The sequence below is a fragment of the Streptomyces sp. NPDC002209 genome (assembly GCF_042890265.1).
Classification (GTDB): domain Bacteria; phylum Actinomycetota; class Actinomycetes; order Streptomycetales; family Streptomycetaceae; genus Streptomyces.
In genome coordinates this window covers 256425-270440 of sequence record NZ_JBIARX010000009.1, presented here as the reverse complement: position 1 = coordinate 270440, position 14016 = coordinate 256425, and the positions used below count along the sequence as shown (strand labels likewise).

Here is a 14016-nt window from a genome sequence, read left to right as displayed (position 1 = left end):
GGGCAGGGAGGACTGCCCGGCGGCCGACCCCCGTGGCCCTGCGGCCCGCACGGCCACCCGGGGACGATCGACGGTGGACAACGGGCCGGGCTGGAACGGCCGTGCGGGCAGAGCGGGAGCGCAGGCGTGATCCACGAGGTGGACGAGGTACTCAAGGGCCTGCTCGGCGGCGGGGCGTTGACGGGTTCGGGCATCGAGGTGTCCTTCGAGGCACCGACCCGCGACTGGGCGGCCCGGCGCAACGCCCCCGTGGTCAACACCTACCTGTACGACATCCGGGAGGACGTGGCCCGGCGTCAGCGCGGCCACGCGGCGGTACGGGACGAGCGCGACGTGGTCGTGCGGCGCAGTCAGCCGCCGCGCTGGTTCCGGCTGTCGTACCTGGTGACGGCGTGGACGAAGACCCCGCAGGACGAGCACCGGCTGCTGTCCGCCGTACTCGCGACGCTGCTGCCCCGTGAGGTGCTGCCACCGGACGAACTGCCGGGTTCCCTGCGGGCCCTGAATCTGTCCGTACCGCTGACTGTGGCCGGCATCCAGACGGAGTCGCGGTCGCTCGCCGAGATCTGGTCCGCGCTCGGCGGCGAGCTGAAGCCGTCCCTCGACCTGGTGGTGACCGCGCCCTTCCCGGCCTTCCCGGAGTACGACGCGGGGCCGCCCGTCACCGAGGGCGCAATGGTCCGGGTGAGCGGTGTGGACGGCGATCCGGCGGCGTCCGAAGGCCGTTCGCACCGTCCCCACCAGGTGGCGGCCGCCCGGGCGGCTCGGGCCGCCCGCAAGGACGCGGCCTCCCCCGGGCACGCGGCCTCGCGCCAGGAGGCTCCCCGCCGCCCGGACGCACCGTGAGCGCCCCGTACGCCGTCTCGGTTCCGGGTCCGCAGACGCCGGGCACCGGGGCACTGCCGGATGCCGTCGACGGCCCCGCCCGCGCGCTGCTCGCCCGTCTCGGCGGGCTGCGCGCGCGGGTGTCCGAGCTCGTCGAACGGCGGGCCGCCGCAGATCCCACCGCCGACGACCCCCTGCGCGGCCTGTACCTGTCCGACGAGGCGGTGCGCCACCTCCTGCGTACCTGGCCGGCGGTGACGGACGACGGAACGGGATCCGGCACCGCCGCCACCAACAGCACCACCGGGGCCGGCTCCGGCACCGACGGTCCGACCGGCCCCGACCGGCTGGCCCGGCTGGCCGCACGGGCGGGCCTCACCGAACTCGACGTCGCCGTCGTGCTCGCCGCCCTCGCCCCGGACGTCGACCGGACCTTCGAGCCGCTCTACGGCTACCTCAACGACGACGTGAGCAGACGCCGGGCCACCATCGGCCTCGCCCTCGACCTGTGCGGGGTGCCCGCGCAGTCCGCCGCGGCCCGGGCCCGGCTGCACGCCTCCGCACCCCTTGCAGCTCTCGGTCTGCTGGCGGTCGAAGAGCCCGAACGCCCCTTTCTGACGCGTTCACTGCGCGTGCCCGACCGACTCGTCGGACATCTCCTCGGCGACGACACACCGGACACCGCACTGCTGGGCCTGCTGCGCCCGATGCCGGAACCGCTGCTCCCCGACACGGCAGCCGAGCAGTTCACCCACCGGCTCGCGACCCTCCTGGAGTCCGGCCCCGCGACCGTCTACCTGCGGGAACAGCGTGAGGGCGACGGCCTGGCGGCGTACGCCACCGCCCTGGGCGCCGCGGGCCTGGACGCGCTGTGCTGTGCCGTACCCGGTGAGCACGTGGCCGAGTTGCTGCGCGAGGCGCGCCTGACCGGCCGGGCCGTCGTCGTCCCGGCACTGCCCGAGCGGCCCGGCCCGATGGTGCGGGCGCTCGCCGCGGCGCCGGACGTGACCGTGCTGCTGGCCGACCCCCGCCCCTACGACCCGCGCTGGTGCCCCGAGGACCCCCTGGTCCTGGACGCGCCGGGCCGCCGGGACGGTGGAACGGCCGCCTGGCGGGCCGCGCTGGGCGCGGACGGCGCCGACTTCGACCTGGCCGCGACGGTGGCCCCGTACCGCCTCGGCGGGGACCGCGTGCGGCGGGCCGCGCAGGCCGCACGCGCACTGGCCGCCTTCGAAGGCGGTCCGGTCACCGCCGCCCATGTGCGGCGCGCCGCGCGCCGCCAGTCCGCCTCGGGGCTGGAGAGCCGTACCCGCCGCATCCGGCCGGCCGTGGACTGGGGGGACCTGGTCCTGCCCGAAGGTCCCCTCGGACAGCTGCGCGAACTGGCCCTGCGTGCCCGCCACCGCGACCGTGTGCTCGGCGACTGGCGGCTCAGCGCGGGCGGCGGGCGCGGGCGGGGCGTCCTCGGCCTGTTCGCCGGGGAGTCGGGCACCGGCAAGACGCTGTCGGCGGAGGTCGTCGCGGCCGACCTCGGGCTCGATCTGTACGTGGTCCAGCTGTCCTCGGTCGTGGACAAGTACGTCGGCGAGACCGAGAAGAACCTGGAGGGGATCTTCACGGAGGCGGACCGCACCGACGCGGTGCTGCTCTTCGACGAGGCCGACGCCGTCTTCGGCAAGCGCTCCGAGGTCAAGGGCGCGCACGACCGCTACGCCAACATGGAGAGCGCCTATCTGCTCCAGCGGCTGGAGTCGTTCGACGGCATCGCGCTGCTGACCACCAACCTGCGCGCCAACATCGACGAGGCGTTCACGCGGCGGCTGGACCTGGTGGTCGACTTCCCGTTCCCGGACGCCGGGCAGCGCCTCGCACTGTGGCGGCACGGGCTGGCGCACGTGCCGTGCGCCGACGGCATCGACGCGGCCCCGCTGGCCCGGGACTTCGAGCTGGCGGGCGGTTCCATCCGCAGCGCGGTGGTCACCGCCGCCTATCACGCCGCCGGGCGCGGCGGCGAGGTGACGGCGGACGACCTCTTGGAGGGCGCCCGGCGGGAGTACCGCAAGGCGGGGCGGCTGGTACCGGGCGAGCACGGCTGGTGACCCGGTCACCCGGGCCCGGTCGCCCTGGCCCGGTGACCGGGCCCGGTGACCGAGCCGGCCGCCGCGGGCCTCAGCCGGTCTTGGGGTGGACGACCTTCCACTCCTGGTTGCCGGTGTTGGTGCAGTCGGAGATGTTCAGCCGGTCCCCGGCGCTGGCCCCGCCGTTCACGTTGAGGCACCTGCTGTTGCTGGCGTAGTTGCGGATCCAGTAGTCGCCGCTGTCCTGCTTGTCGATCCACCACAGCTGGTTGTCCGCGGTGGTGCCGTCGCAGTGGAACTCGCCGATGCCCGTGCCCACGGGCCGGGCGCCGTACTCGCCGAGGTCCATGCAGAACTGGTCCTTGACGTTGCGGATCTGGAAGAGCGGCTTGCCGCCGGGGCCGAGCTTGGGGTACTTCACCTCCAGGTTCCAGAGCTGGTTGTCCCCGTCGGTGCCGTCGCAGTCGCTCTGCTGGACCGCCATGTTGATCTGGCCCTTGTCGCGGCCCGGCAGTTCGGCGCACATGCGGGTGGCGGCGTTGCGCAGCAGGACCCGTTCGGCGGGCACCACGGGCGGCGGTCCCGCGGGCTTCTGGGACTGCCCTCCCCCGCCGCCCTCCTCCTTCTGCTTCTCGGACTTCGCCGGTGCGGGTTCGGCGCTGGCCGACGGCGACGGCGGGGGCGGTGGGGAGAGAGACGGAGCGGCCGGCAGGACGGCGCCCGCCTGCTCGGTCGCCTCGGTGGCCTGGCTGCGGACCTGCGGCTTGTATGCGATCCAGATCATCACGGAGGCGATGGCCATGGCCAGGAACAGCCCGAAGAACGTGGCCAGCCAGCGGGGCAGGAAACCGCGCTGGACGTACGTCCCCTCGACCGCCAGCGGCTCGATGCCGGAACGGCGCACTGCGAGGGTGTAGGGCCGCTCCTCCTTCGAGCCGAACCAGATGACCCGCCGGGACCGCAGGGTCGCGTCGACGAACGCCGCGCGCCCCGGCTCGATCTGGACGCTCCCGGGGCGGATCTCGTACGTGAGGTGGTCCCCGTTGTCGCTGCCCGTGACCGATGCCGTCACCTTGGTGTTGCCGAGGTTGTCGACCGCCAGTTTCGGACGCCCGCGGAAGCGGCCCTTGACGGTCGGTGGTACGAGTTCCGCGCGCACCTCGGTGAACGGGGTGATCGTCAGGTTCCCCTCCGGCACCGTCACGGCATCGGGATGCTCGGTCGGCGTGATCCGGACCGCGTACGGGTTGGGCCCGGCCGTGGCATCGGGGGTCCGGGGCGGCGCGAACGTCAGCTCGACCGTCCCCGTGGTGCCCGGGTACAACCGCAAGGTCGCCGGTTCCACCGTCGTCCAGGGCGCCACGTCGCCGACGGGCTCGAAATGGTATTCGTCCACCACGTCACCGGTGTTGCGCAGGCGCAGGCGCACGCGCGCACTGCTGCCGGGGTCGACGGTGACGGAGGCGGGTTCCAGGGAAGTCCAGAGGCTCACCCCCGGCACGCTAACCGCGCCGACGCCGGCGGTCAGGAGCCTCGGGGGCAGACCTCGGGGCAGTCGGGCCGGCCCGTGCGGCCGGTCCCGTCGCCGGGGTGCCCCGGCGCCTGCCCCTCCGGGCAGCGGCGGTGCCCCCGTTCGGGTACCGGGGGACGTTCCGGCGGGCGCGACGCGCGCGCCACAGTGTGGGTGTCCTGTCTCGTACCGGAGGAGAGCAGAGCATGCCGTCCTATCTGTCGCCCGGCGTCTACGTCGAGGAGGTGGCCAGCGGTTCGCGCCCCATCGAGGGAGTCGGCACGTCGGTGGCCGCCTTCGTCGGTCTGGCGTCGACCGGCCCGCTGAACGAGCCGACGCTGGTGACCAACTGGACCCAGTACGTCGCGGCCTTCGGCGACTTCACCGACGGCTACTACCTCGCGCACTCCGTCTACGGGTTCTTCAACAACGGCGGTTCGGCGGCGTACGTCGTGCGCGTCGGCGGCTCCGCCGAGGACGCCGCCGGGCAGGGGCAGGCATCCGCGCCCGCCGCGGTCACCGGTGCCGCCTCCCCGGCCGCGCTGCCCGCCGCCGAGCCCCGCCGGCTCGGTAACTTCGCCGTGGCCGCCACCGCGGAGGGCCGCGGCGGCGCGCTGTCCGTCGAGGTCGCCGACGCCGAGGGCGAGGGGCCCGCCGAACGCTTCAAGCTGATCGTCAAGGACGGCGACGAGCCGGTCGAGACCTTCGACGTGACCGCGAAGAAGGGCAGCCGTGCCTACGTCGTCACGCAGGTCAAGGAGCGTTCCAAGCTCATCGCCGTGACCGAGGCCTCGCCGGCCGCTCAGCCGGCGGCCCGCCCGGAGAACCAGACCGTGGTACTGCCGGCGCCAGCGCCCGCGCCCTCGACGCCGAGCGCCCCGTCCGGCCGTACCGAGGGCTCTCACCCCGGCCCGGCGCAGTACCTGGGCGATTCCGCCGACCGCACGGGCTTCGGCGGCCTGGAGGCCGTCGACGAGATCTCCATGGTCGCCGTGCCCGACCTGATGGCCGCGTACCAGCGTGGCGCGATCGCCCTGGAGGCCGTCAAGGCGGTCCAGCTCGGGCTGATCGCGCACTGCGAGCTGATGGGCGACCGGGTCGCGATCATCGACCCGCCGCCCGGCCTGAACGCCCGCGACATCCGGGTCTGGCGCCAGGAGACGGCCAACTACGACTCCAAGTACGCGGCGCTGTACTACCCCTGGATCAAGTCCTTCGACCCGGCGACCGGGCAGTCGCGCCTGGTGCCGCCGAGCGGTCACGTCGCCGGCGTCTGGGCTCGCAACGACTCCGAGCGCGGTGTGCACAAGGCCCCTGCCAACGAGGTCGTCCGCGGCGCCGTCGACCTCGAGCTCCAGATCACCCGCGGCGAGCAGGACCTGCTCAACCCGATCGGCGTGAACTGCATCCGGGCCTTCCCCGGCCGCGGCATCCGCATCTGGGGCGCCCGTACCCTCTCCTCCGACCCCGCGTGGCGCTACCTGAACATCCGCCGGTACTTCAACTACCTGGAGGAGTCGATCCTGATCGGCACCCAGTGGGTGGTGTTCGAGCCGAACGACCACAACCTCTGGGCGCGCATCCGCCGCAACGTCTCCGCGTTCCTGGTCAACGAGTGGCGGGGCGGTGCCCTGTTCGGGCAGAGCCCCGAGCAGGCGTACTACGTCAAGTGCGACGAGGAGACGAACCCGCCGGAGTCGGTCGACCTCGGCCGGGTCATCTGCGAGATCGGCATCGCGCCGGTCAAGCCCGCCGAGTTCGTGATCTTCCGGCTGGCTCAGTTCTCCAGCGGCAACGGGGAGCTGGAGGAGTAACCGGGCGCGGGGCCCGCCTGCGCCCCCGTCGCCTCCCCCTGCCCCTCCTCCCTTCAGAAGGACAGCGAACACATGAGTCTCCAGCCGGGTGACGCCCTCACGTCACACAACTTCGGCCTCCAGATCGACGGAGTGATGGTCGAGTACCTCGCCGAGGTCAGCGGTCTCACCCTCGAACAGGACGTCATCACCTACCAGCAGAACAGCGCGCAGGGCCGGGCGGAGGTGTCACTGCTGCCGGGCGTGAAGAAGAACGGCCAGTGCACGGTCGTGCGCGGCATGACCCAGTCGACGTCGTTCACGCAGTGGATCAACGACTCGATCCGCGGCCAGATGAGCACGGCCCGCAAGAACGCCTCCATCATCATGATGGACTACCAGGACAACCCGGTGAAGCGCTACAACCTGCGCAACGCCTGGTGCAGCAAGATCGAGACGAGCACGGTGAAAGCCGGTGAGGCAGCGGCGCTGACCGAGTCCGTCACCATCGTGTTCGAAGAACTGGTCATCGAATAATGCGGCGTTCGGCTGCCAAGGCTCCGGCTTCCGCGGTGCCCCAGACTGCGGCGGTGGGGGCGGATCTCCCCCACCCGGCCCCCGCCGCCGCATCCCACCACGCACCCGCCGGCCCTCCGGCCGACCCGGCACCGCGGCAGTCGCTGCGCACCGAGTTCCCCTTCGAGCTGCCGCGCGGCTACGTCGACGACGCGGGCACCGTGCACCGTGACGGTGTCATGCGGCTGTCCACGGCGCGCGACGAGTTGGTCCCGCTGCGGGACGTGCGCGTGCAGGAGAACCCGGCGTACCTCTCGGTGGTGCTGCTCGGCCGGGTCGTCACCCGGCTGGGCACGCTCCCGATGGTGCACGACGGGATCGTGGAGAACATGTTCGCGTCCGACCTTGCGTTCCTCCAGGACTTCTACCGCCAGATCAACGCGGAGGGCCACACCCGCGCTGCCGTGCAGTGCCCGCACTGCTCGGAGCCCTTCGAGGTGGAACTCGGCGGGAGCCGCCTGGGGGAATCGTGACGTACGCGACCGACCGGCTGCACGAGGAGATCGCGTACGTCGCCTACCACTTCCACTGGGGCCTGGACGCGATCTTGGACCTGGAGCACCAGGACCGGCGCCGGTACACCGAGCAGATCGCGTCCCTCGTGACGCGCGGCGCGACGGAGGGCTGAGCAGGTGGCATTCCTGGACCGGCTGCGGGGGCGGCGCGGCGACGCCGGCGCTGGGGCGTCCGGCGGTTCGGCGTCCGGCGCTGCGGCGTCCGGCGGTTCACCGGCCCCGGGCACCGGATCCGCGGCCACGGCGCCCGCCGAGGCCACCGGGAGCACGACTTCCGCGCCGTCCGCGCCCCAGGCGGCCGTCGCCGCCTGGGCCCTCCTGCCGCCGCTGCGGCGTACGACGGGCTCCGGCGCGACGGGCGTCGCAGACGCCGGTTTCGGCGGGCGACTGCCGACCTGGCAGAACCCGTCGTTCACGCGGGCGCCCTCCCCCGCGGTCCTGGACCCTTCAGCGGGCGGCGGTCTGCTGTCGGGTGCGCCGGCCGCGGCCGCCCGCCCGGTCGCGGGACTCGAACGGCCCGCCCCGGGCCTGCCGTCGGGCCCCCGGGCCGGCGTACCCGTCGTCCAGCGCATGCCGGTGGCGCCGCTCCGGGCGGTGCCGGCGGACACCGAATTCGCTGCGACGCACGGGACCCCCTCGGTACACGCGGGGACCCGGCCCGCAGGTTCCGGGCCGACGGTGCCCGTAGCCGCGGCGACTCCGCTGCCGCCGGTGCCGCCGCGCCCGCTCGCCGACCGGCCTGCCCCGCCGCGGACGGCGAACCGTGGTGTCCGGGTGACACCCGTACCGTCGGCCCCGCCGCGGATGCGCCAACCCCTGACCAAGGCGCCGGCCGCCCCCGCGGCGGTCCAACGGGCCCTGACCGCGACGCGCCGGACCGCTCGTGCGGTGCCCGAGGTGACACCGGCCGGGACGGCACCGGGCCCGGAGTCCGCGCCGGCCCCTGCGGACCGCGGTCGCCTCGGCGCGTCCGCCGCCGCCCCGAGCTCCGCGGCCCCGGTGCAGCGGGCTGCGGCTCCCCGCCCCGGCAGGCCGCCCGCCGCCGGGTACGCTCCGTCCCCCGAGGCGTCCACGGCCCCCTCCTCACCCCTGGACGGCCTCGCCGTTCCGCCTTCGTCCTCGGGCATGCCGCCGCTCACCCGTCCCGCGCAGGGCGGTCCGGTACCGGACACCCCGCCCCGGTCATCGTCCGCGGAGCGCCCGGGTCCGGCCGCCGGGCGTACGGGACTCGGCGCACCGGTGCGGCGAGAGGCGGTGCGCCGTCCCGGGGGTTCCGCGCCGCGCACCGGCGTGCCCGGCAGGTCCGGCATGCCCGTATCCGAGGCGGCGCCGGCCGCGGAGGCGCCGCGTACGGACACGCCCGCCGTCGCCCCCGCTCGGGCGCCCTCTCCCGTGACGTCCGCACCACGGACACCCGGGCGCGACGGAGTGACCGATGCCTACGGCCCCGCGCGGAAGACCGCACCCGCGTCCCCGGCACCGGCGTCCGCCCCGACCGGGAACACGACGGCACCGATGTCCGGGACCGCCGCGCCCGTCCGACGGGCGGTGGCCAGGGACGGCGCGCCGCCCGCGGCAGGGGCGCCACGTACGGACGCGTCCGAACCACGGTGGGCAGGGCGCGACGGGGGGACCGACTCCCGGGCGAGGGGCACGGATCCGTCGGGCGCGGGCGCGCGTCCGTTCGACCCGGACACGAAGGCTTCCGGCGCCGGGGCGAAGCCGTCCGCGGCCGGCGTCTTCGGCCCGGCGGGGGTGGCACCGGCGTCCCGAACCGGTGTGCCCGTGCAGCGAGCGGTACCGGTACCCGCGCCGGGAGCGACACCGCCGGCTCCGGCCGATGTGCGCCGCTCCTCGACCGTGCCCGCGGACGCGACGGCCGGTCCCTCCCTCGAGCAGGCCGTCCGGCCCCGCACGCCCCCGCCCGCTGTGACGGGTGCTCCGGCAGGCGGCCCCGACGCCCCGGCTCTGCGGGACGCCGCCGCACCGGCGCGCCCCACCGCCCGCGCCGAGCGGCCGACGGCCCCGGCGACCCCGACGACCCCCACGGACAACGTCCCGCGGACCGGCGCCCCGGCGACACCGCGGCCCGCCCCGCACGCCCACGCCGCTCCCCCGGCCGAAGCTTCCGCGCCGGCGCGCAGCCCCGGGCGGACGCCCGTCCAGCGCGCCGTGTCCGCGGCCGGGCCCGTCCCCACGGCCGCGCGCGCCGATTCGCCCACCGGCCCTTCCCTACCCCGCGGGGCGGCAGGCCCGGAAGGGACACCGGCCGTGCAGGCATCCTCTGCTGCCCCCGCCGCCCGACCGGGCACGGAAACGCCTGCGGTGCAGCGCTCCACGCCCCGCCCGCCGCCCGCGCCTGCCGACGCAGCGGAGTCCGTCGTCCGCCGCAGCTCCGGGGCCGTACCCCCGCCGGCCCCCGGCCGCACCGAGTCCGGGCACGGCACCGTTGCACCGCGCCCCGGCCCGGAGCGCCCGGCCCGTACCTCCACCGGCTCGGCGCCCGTGGGCCAGGTACAGCCTGGTGTCGTACCTCCCCGTGCGGGGCTGGGTGCGCCCCTGTCGTCCCCGGCGCATCCCGAGCATCCGGCGCCCGTGGCGGCGCCGGCCCCGACGCCGGCTGCCGCCCACGGGACGGCCCCGGGTCACGCGAGCGCGCGTATCCCCAACTCCCCGCACCACCCCTCCGCTTCCACGCCGTTCACTGCGCAGCGACGCTCCTCGCTCGGCGCCCCGATCGCTGCCGTGCCGGGCCGGACAGCGCCCGCGGCCACGCCTGCGCAGGGCAGTTCCCGTGCCGGCGCTTCCGCTGCCCCGCCGGTCCAACGGGCTTCGGCAGCGCCCGCGCCCGATGCCGCGCGGCCCGCACCGGCCCTTTCCCGTACGGGCGTGGCCGACGCTCCATCCGTCCGGCAGGCGGTCCCCGTCCGCGGCGTTCCCCTGCACCGGCCCTCCTTGCCCGGCGCGCACCCGACGGCGCGCCGTCCGCTCGCCGTGGCACCACTGGGTCCGCCGCCCGCGGCCGCTCCCCCGACGCTGCCCGCGGTGTCGGCGGTCTCGGCGGCCGGGGCACCGTCCGGGCCCGCGGTCCAGCGCCTTCCGTCCTTCGGCTCCGGGTCCCGCTCCGGCCGGACCGTCGGTGCGGTCGAGCCCACCGTGGCCTCGGCTCCGGTGCATGTGCGGCCGGCGCCGGGCCCGCCGCCCGCACCGTCCCCGCCGCCCGAACCTCCGCCTTCGTACCGGCCGTTCGCGGCGCACGGTGCGCCCCCGCCGGGCGGCGGTCCGGCTCCCGGAGCGGCGCCCGCGCAGGAGGACCCGCTGCCCGAGTACACCGCGGTCCCCGCCGGCGGCTTCGATCCGCGCGAACTGACCGACTTCCAGCTGGACGAGCTGGTGCACCGGATCATCGGCCGGGTCACCCGCCTCGTCCGTACCGAACTGCGCATGGACCGTGAACGGATCGGCAGACTCCGCGATCCGCGCGCCTGACGGACGACCCGTGGTTCCCCGAACCGCGGGCACCTCGCGCGCCCACCACAGAACGACAGAAAGGCCCACCTCGGATGCCTCGCCAGGACCCCGGGTCCACCATCTGGTTCACGCTCACCATCGACGGCGAGAGCCTCGGCTTCTTCAACGGATGCGAAGGCCTGTCGTCCCGGGTGGAGGTCGAGCACCGCCAGGAAGGCGGCAACAACGGCTTCGTGTGGCACCTGCCCACCCGGGTCACCTTCCCCACCATCCGGCTCACCCGGCCGCTCACCCCGGACACCTCGAAGGTCGCCAAGTGGATCTCGTCGGTCCAGACGGGGATCAAGCGGCCCACCGCCCAGATCGCGGCGCTGCGGGCCGACGGGTCGCTGGTGGCCCGCTGGGGGCTCATCGACGTCCTGCCCGTGAGCTGGCAGGGCCCCACCCTCGATCCCGCGAGCCCCGCCGTGGCCACGGAGGTCCTGGAGATCGCCCACCACGGGTTCACGGACTGACGGCGCGGCGGAGCAGAACGGAGAGGAGGCACACCCATGGCCACGAGCGGCAGGGGCGCCGGCAAGAGCCTGGTGCGCGCAACGCTGGCGATCCACGAGCCACCGATCGGGACGAGCACGACACCCGGGGCACTGATGCGGACGTTCGGCTTCGAGTTCAATCCGTCGCAGTTGTCCCTCAGCCAGCGCGCTCAGTGGAAGGCAACGCCGACGATGGCCGTGCGCGACGGCTCCAAGCCGGAGTTCATGGGCGCCGAGCCGCGCGAGATGACCCTGGAGATCTTCCTGGACTCGTCGACCGCGCCGACCGCCAACACGGTGCTGAAGAAGGTCGAATCGCTGCTGGACTGCTGCGAGGTGACGGCGAAGAGCATCGCCGCCGACCAGCCGTCGCCGCCGTGGGTGGTCTTCGAGTGGGGGTCGTTCTCCACGGCCCGCTTCGTCGCGTACGTGAGCTCCGTCGAGGCGTCGTACAGCCTCTTCGGCACCACGGGCGTGCCCATCCGTGCCACCTGTCAGGTGCACCTGGTGGAGATCCCGGGGAAGACCAAGGGCCAGAACCCGACCTCCGGCGCGCTCACCGCTCAGCGCGTGCACCGGGTCGTGGCGGGCGACTCGCTGCAGTCGCTGGCGTGGCGGGAGTACGGCACGGCCACCGTCTGGCGGGCGATCGCCGAGATCAACGGCATCGACGACCCGTCCCGGCTGCCGACGGGCACCGAACTGGTGCTTCCCGCACCCGAGGAGGTGTCGCGCTGATGGTGCAGCCCGCGTTCTCCAGCATCATGCAGGTGCGGATCGGCGCCGCGAAGCTCCCCGACGACATCGCCCCGCTCCTCGTCGAGGGCTGGGTCGACCAGGGCGTCGGCGTGCCCGCCGCGTTCCGGCTGACCTTCCGCGACCCGTACCGGCTGGTCCTCGGCAAGCTCGGCGTCACCTTCGGCACGAGGGTGGTCCTGACGCCGATCGCCGACGGCCAGGGCGGCGGCAAGCCCCTGCTGACCGGCGAGGTCACCGCGCTGGAGGCCGACTACGACGGCACGGGAAGCTTCACCGTGATCCGTGGCTACGACTTCGGGCACCGGATGATGCGCCGGCGCCGCGTCGCCGCCTACCGCAACCAGAAGGCCTCCGACATCGCCCGCAAGCTCGCCGCCCTGGACGGCGTGCCGATCGGCCGGATCCAGTCGACGAAGGGCGCCTACGGGTTCATCAGCCAGCCCAACGTCACCGACTGGGACTTCCTGTCCCGGCTCGCCGACGAGAACGGCATGGTGATGTCCCTGGACGCCAAGGGGAAGTTCCGGTTCGTCACGCCGACCCCGTCGGCCGGCGCGCCGTCCCCGCGGACCGACGGCGACAGGAGCCCGTTCGTGCTCCAGGCCGGCCACGACATCCTCCGTCTGCGGGCGGCGGTCACCGCCGCGGACCAGGTCGGCACGGTCGAGTCGCGCGGCTGGAACGTGACCACCAAGAAGAAGATCGTCGAGACGGCCCCGGCCACCACCGACCCGGGCATCTCGATCGGCCTCGCTCCCGGCCAGGCGGCCAGAGCGTTCGCGTCGGCGCAGCTCGTCGAGACCGGCACGCCGTACGACCGGCAGGACGAGGTCCAGCAGGCCGCGAAGGCCCTCGCCGCCGACGTCACCTCGTCGTTCGCGGAGCTGGAGGTGGCGGTGTACGGCAGTCCCGAGCTGAGGCCTGGCCTGCCCGTCGCCCTCGCCGACGTGGGCAGGCCCTTCGAGGGCAAGTACACCGTCACCTCCGTGCGGCACGTCTTCGGCGACGGCAGGCACTACGAGTCGTGGATCACGGTGAGCGGACGCCAGTGGCGCTCCCTGTACGGGCTGGCGTCGGGCGGGGGCGGCGCGGACACCGCGAGCGCCACCCGGCTGCCCGGCGTCGCGAACGCCATCGTCACCGACGTACAGGACCCGTTGAAGCAGGGCCGGGTCAAGCTCCAGTTCCCGTGGCTGGACGACACGTACGTCAGCGACTGGGCGCGCAGCGTGCAGTCCGGGGGCGTGGGCGGCGGCGGCGTGTTCCCCATGGACGTCGGCGACGAGGTGCTGGTCGCCTTCGACCGGGGCGCGCTGGACCACCCGTTCGTGATCGGCGGTCTGTACAACGGCCGTGACCTGCCGACCCGGGTCGACGACGTGCCCCTGCACGACGGACTCAAGCGCAAGGCCGCCCGGCACACCCTGTCCGACCGGCAGGCCAACCGCGTCGACCTGCTCAGCCAGCGGACCGGCGGGCGCAAGCAGGGCGTGCGCATCGCCAGCGGTGACGACCGGCTGACGATCAACCTCGACCGCACCAAGACGGAGATCACCGTCGACAGCAAGGGGTCGGTGACCATCAAGGGCGGCCGCTCGGTGTCCGTCGAGGCCGGCACCGACCTGACGCTCAGCGCCCGGCGCCGGCTCACCATCAAGAGCGGCGGACTCCTCGACATCCAGGGCCGCGGCATCGTCAACATCAAGTCGCTCGCGGGCGCCGTCAGCGTCGACGCGATGGGCGCGCTCAGCCTGAAGGCCGTGGGCGCCACCATGATCACCTCCGGCGGCACGGTCCAGGTCAACTCCATCGCCAACGTCGGCATCCGCGCCATCAAGGTCGACCTCATGGGGCTCGTCTACGTCAACACCGTGAAGTACCCCCTCCCCGCATGACCGCACGACCGCACCGGCACGCCCGCGGCGTCGGCAGATGGAAAAGGCAGGTGGCCCC

General features: G+C 74.4%; 12 protein-coding genes. 10 read left to right on the top strand and 2 right to left on the bottom strand.

Annotated features, from left to right (window positions below):
- Positions 1-126: 126 nt before the first annotated feature.
- Both ACFYXK_RS20325 and ACFYXK_RS20320 read left to right on the top strand, forming a co-directional pair.
- Positions 127-846 (top strand): DUF4255 domain-containing protein, encoded by a 720-nt coding sequence (locus ACFYXK_RS20325; protein WP_389412372.1) that lies wholly within the window; start codon positions 127-129, stop codon positions 844-846.
- Complete coding sequence (locus tag ACFYXK_RS20320; RefSeq protein ID WP_389412371.1) at positions 843-2924, top strand: ATP-binding protein; 2082 nt, start codon at positions 843-845, stop codon at positions 2922-2924. Before ACFYXK_RS20325 ends, ACFYXK_RS20320 begins: the two co-directional genes overlap by 4 nt.
- Positions 2925-2994: 70 nt before the next feature.
- Here the strand turns inward: ACFYXK_RS20320 and ACFYXK_RS20315 are convergent, their stop codons facing one another.
- Positions 2995-4395, bottom strand: coding sequence for an RICIN domain-containing protein (locus tag ACFYXK_RS20315; RefSeq protein ID WP_389412370.1), 1401 nt, complete (start codon positions 4393-4395; stop codon positions 2995-2997).
- Positions 4396-4619: 224 nt separating this feature from the next.
- On the opposite strand from ACFYXK_RS20315, the gene ACFYXK_RS20310 reads away from it, so the two are divergent.
- The 4 genes from ACFYXK_RS20310 (at position 4620) to ACFYXK_RS20295 (ending at position 7410) form a co-directional block, all read left to right on the top strand.
- The gene (locus ACFYXK_RS20310; protein ID WP_389412369.1) at positions 4620-6227 is read left to right on the top strand and encodes a phage tail sheath family protein; all 1608 of its coding nucleotides are present in this window, start codon (positions 4620-4622) and stop codon (positions 6225-6227) included.
- A gap of 72 nt (positions 6228-6299) precedes the next feature.
- Positions 6300-6743, top strand: a complete 444-nt coding sequence (locus ACFYXK_RS20305) for a phage tail protein (protein WP_389412368.1) — start codon at positions 6300-6302, stop codon at positions 6741-6743.
- Complete coding sequence (locus ACFYXK_RS20300; RefSeq protein WP_389412367.1) at positions 6743-7255, top strand: hypothetical protein; 513 nt, start codon at positions 6743-6745, stop codon at positions 7253-7255. Before ACFYXK_RS20305 ends, ACFYXK_RS20300 begins: the two co-directional genes overlap by 1 nt.
- Positions 7252-7410, top strand: a complete 159-nt coding sequence (locus tag ACFYXK_RS20295; RefSeq protein ID WP_187743631.1) for a DUF6760 family protein — start codon at positions 7252-7254, stop codon at positions 7408-7410. The genes ACFYXK_RS20300 and ACFYXK_RS20295 overlap by 4 nt, the downstream gene beginning before the upstream one ends.
- A 334-nt stretch (positions 7411-7744) precedes the next feature.
- Here the strand turns inward: ACFYXK_RS20295 and ACFYXK_RS20290 are convergent, their stop codons facing one another.
- Positions 7745-7924, bottom strand: a complete 180-nt coding sequence (locus tag ACFYXK_RS20290) for a hypothetical protein (protein ID WP_389412366.1) — start codon at positions 7922-7924, stop codon at positions 7745-7747.
- A gap of 2262 nt (positions 7925-10186) precedes the next feature.
- Between ACFYXK_RS20290 and ACFYXK_RS20285 the strand changes: the two genes are divergently transcribed.
- The 4 genes from ACFYXK_RS20285 to ACFYXK_RS20270 all read left to right on the top strand — a co-directional run bounded on the left by ACFYXK_RS20285 (position 10187) and on the right by ACFYXK_RS20270 (position 13958).
- Positions 10187-10786 carry an extensin gene (locus ACFYXK_RS20285; RefSeq protein ID WP_389412365.1) on the top strand — a complete coding sequence of 200 codons (600 nt, stop codon included), beginning with the start codon at positions 10187-10189 and terminating at the stop codon, positions 10784-10786.
- 74 nt (positions 10787-10860) lie between these two features.
- Positions 10861-11283: a phage tail protein gene (locus ACFYXK_RS20280; RefSeq protein ID WP_389412364.1), complete on the top strand. Its 423-nt coding sequence runs from the start codon at positions 10861-10863 to the stop codon at positions 11281-11283.
- 36 nt (positions 11284-11319) lie between these two features.
- Complete coding sequence (locus ACFYXK_RS20275) at positions 11320-12042, top strand: LysM peptidoglycan-binding domain-containing protein (RefSeq protein WP_389412363.1); 723 nt, start codon at positions 11320-11322, stop codon at positions 12040-12042.
- A complete protein-coding gene (locus tag ACFYXK_RS20270; RefSeq protein WP_389412362.1) occupies positions 12042-13958 on the top strand; it encodes a VgrG-related protein in 1917 nt (638 codons plus the stop codon). The genes ACFYXK_RS20275 and ACFYXK_RS20270 overlap by 1 nt, the downstream gene beginning before the upstream one ends.
- Positions 13959-14016: the final 58 nt, after the last annotated feature.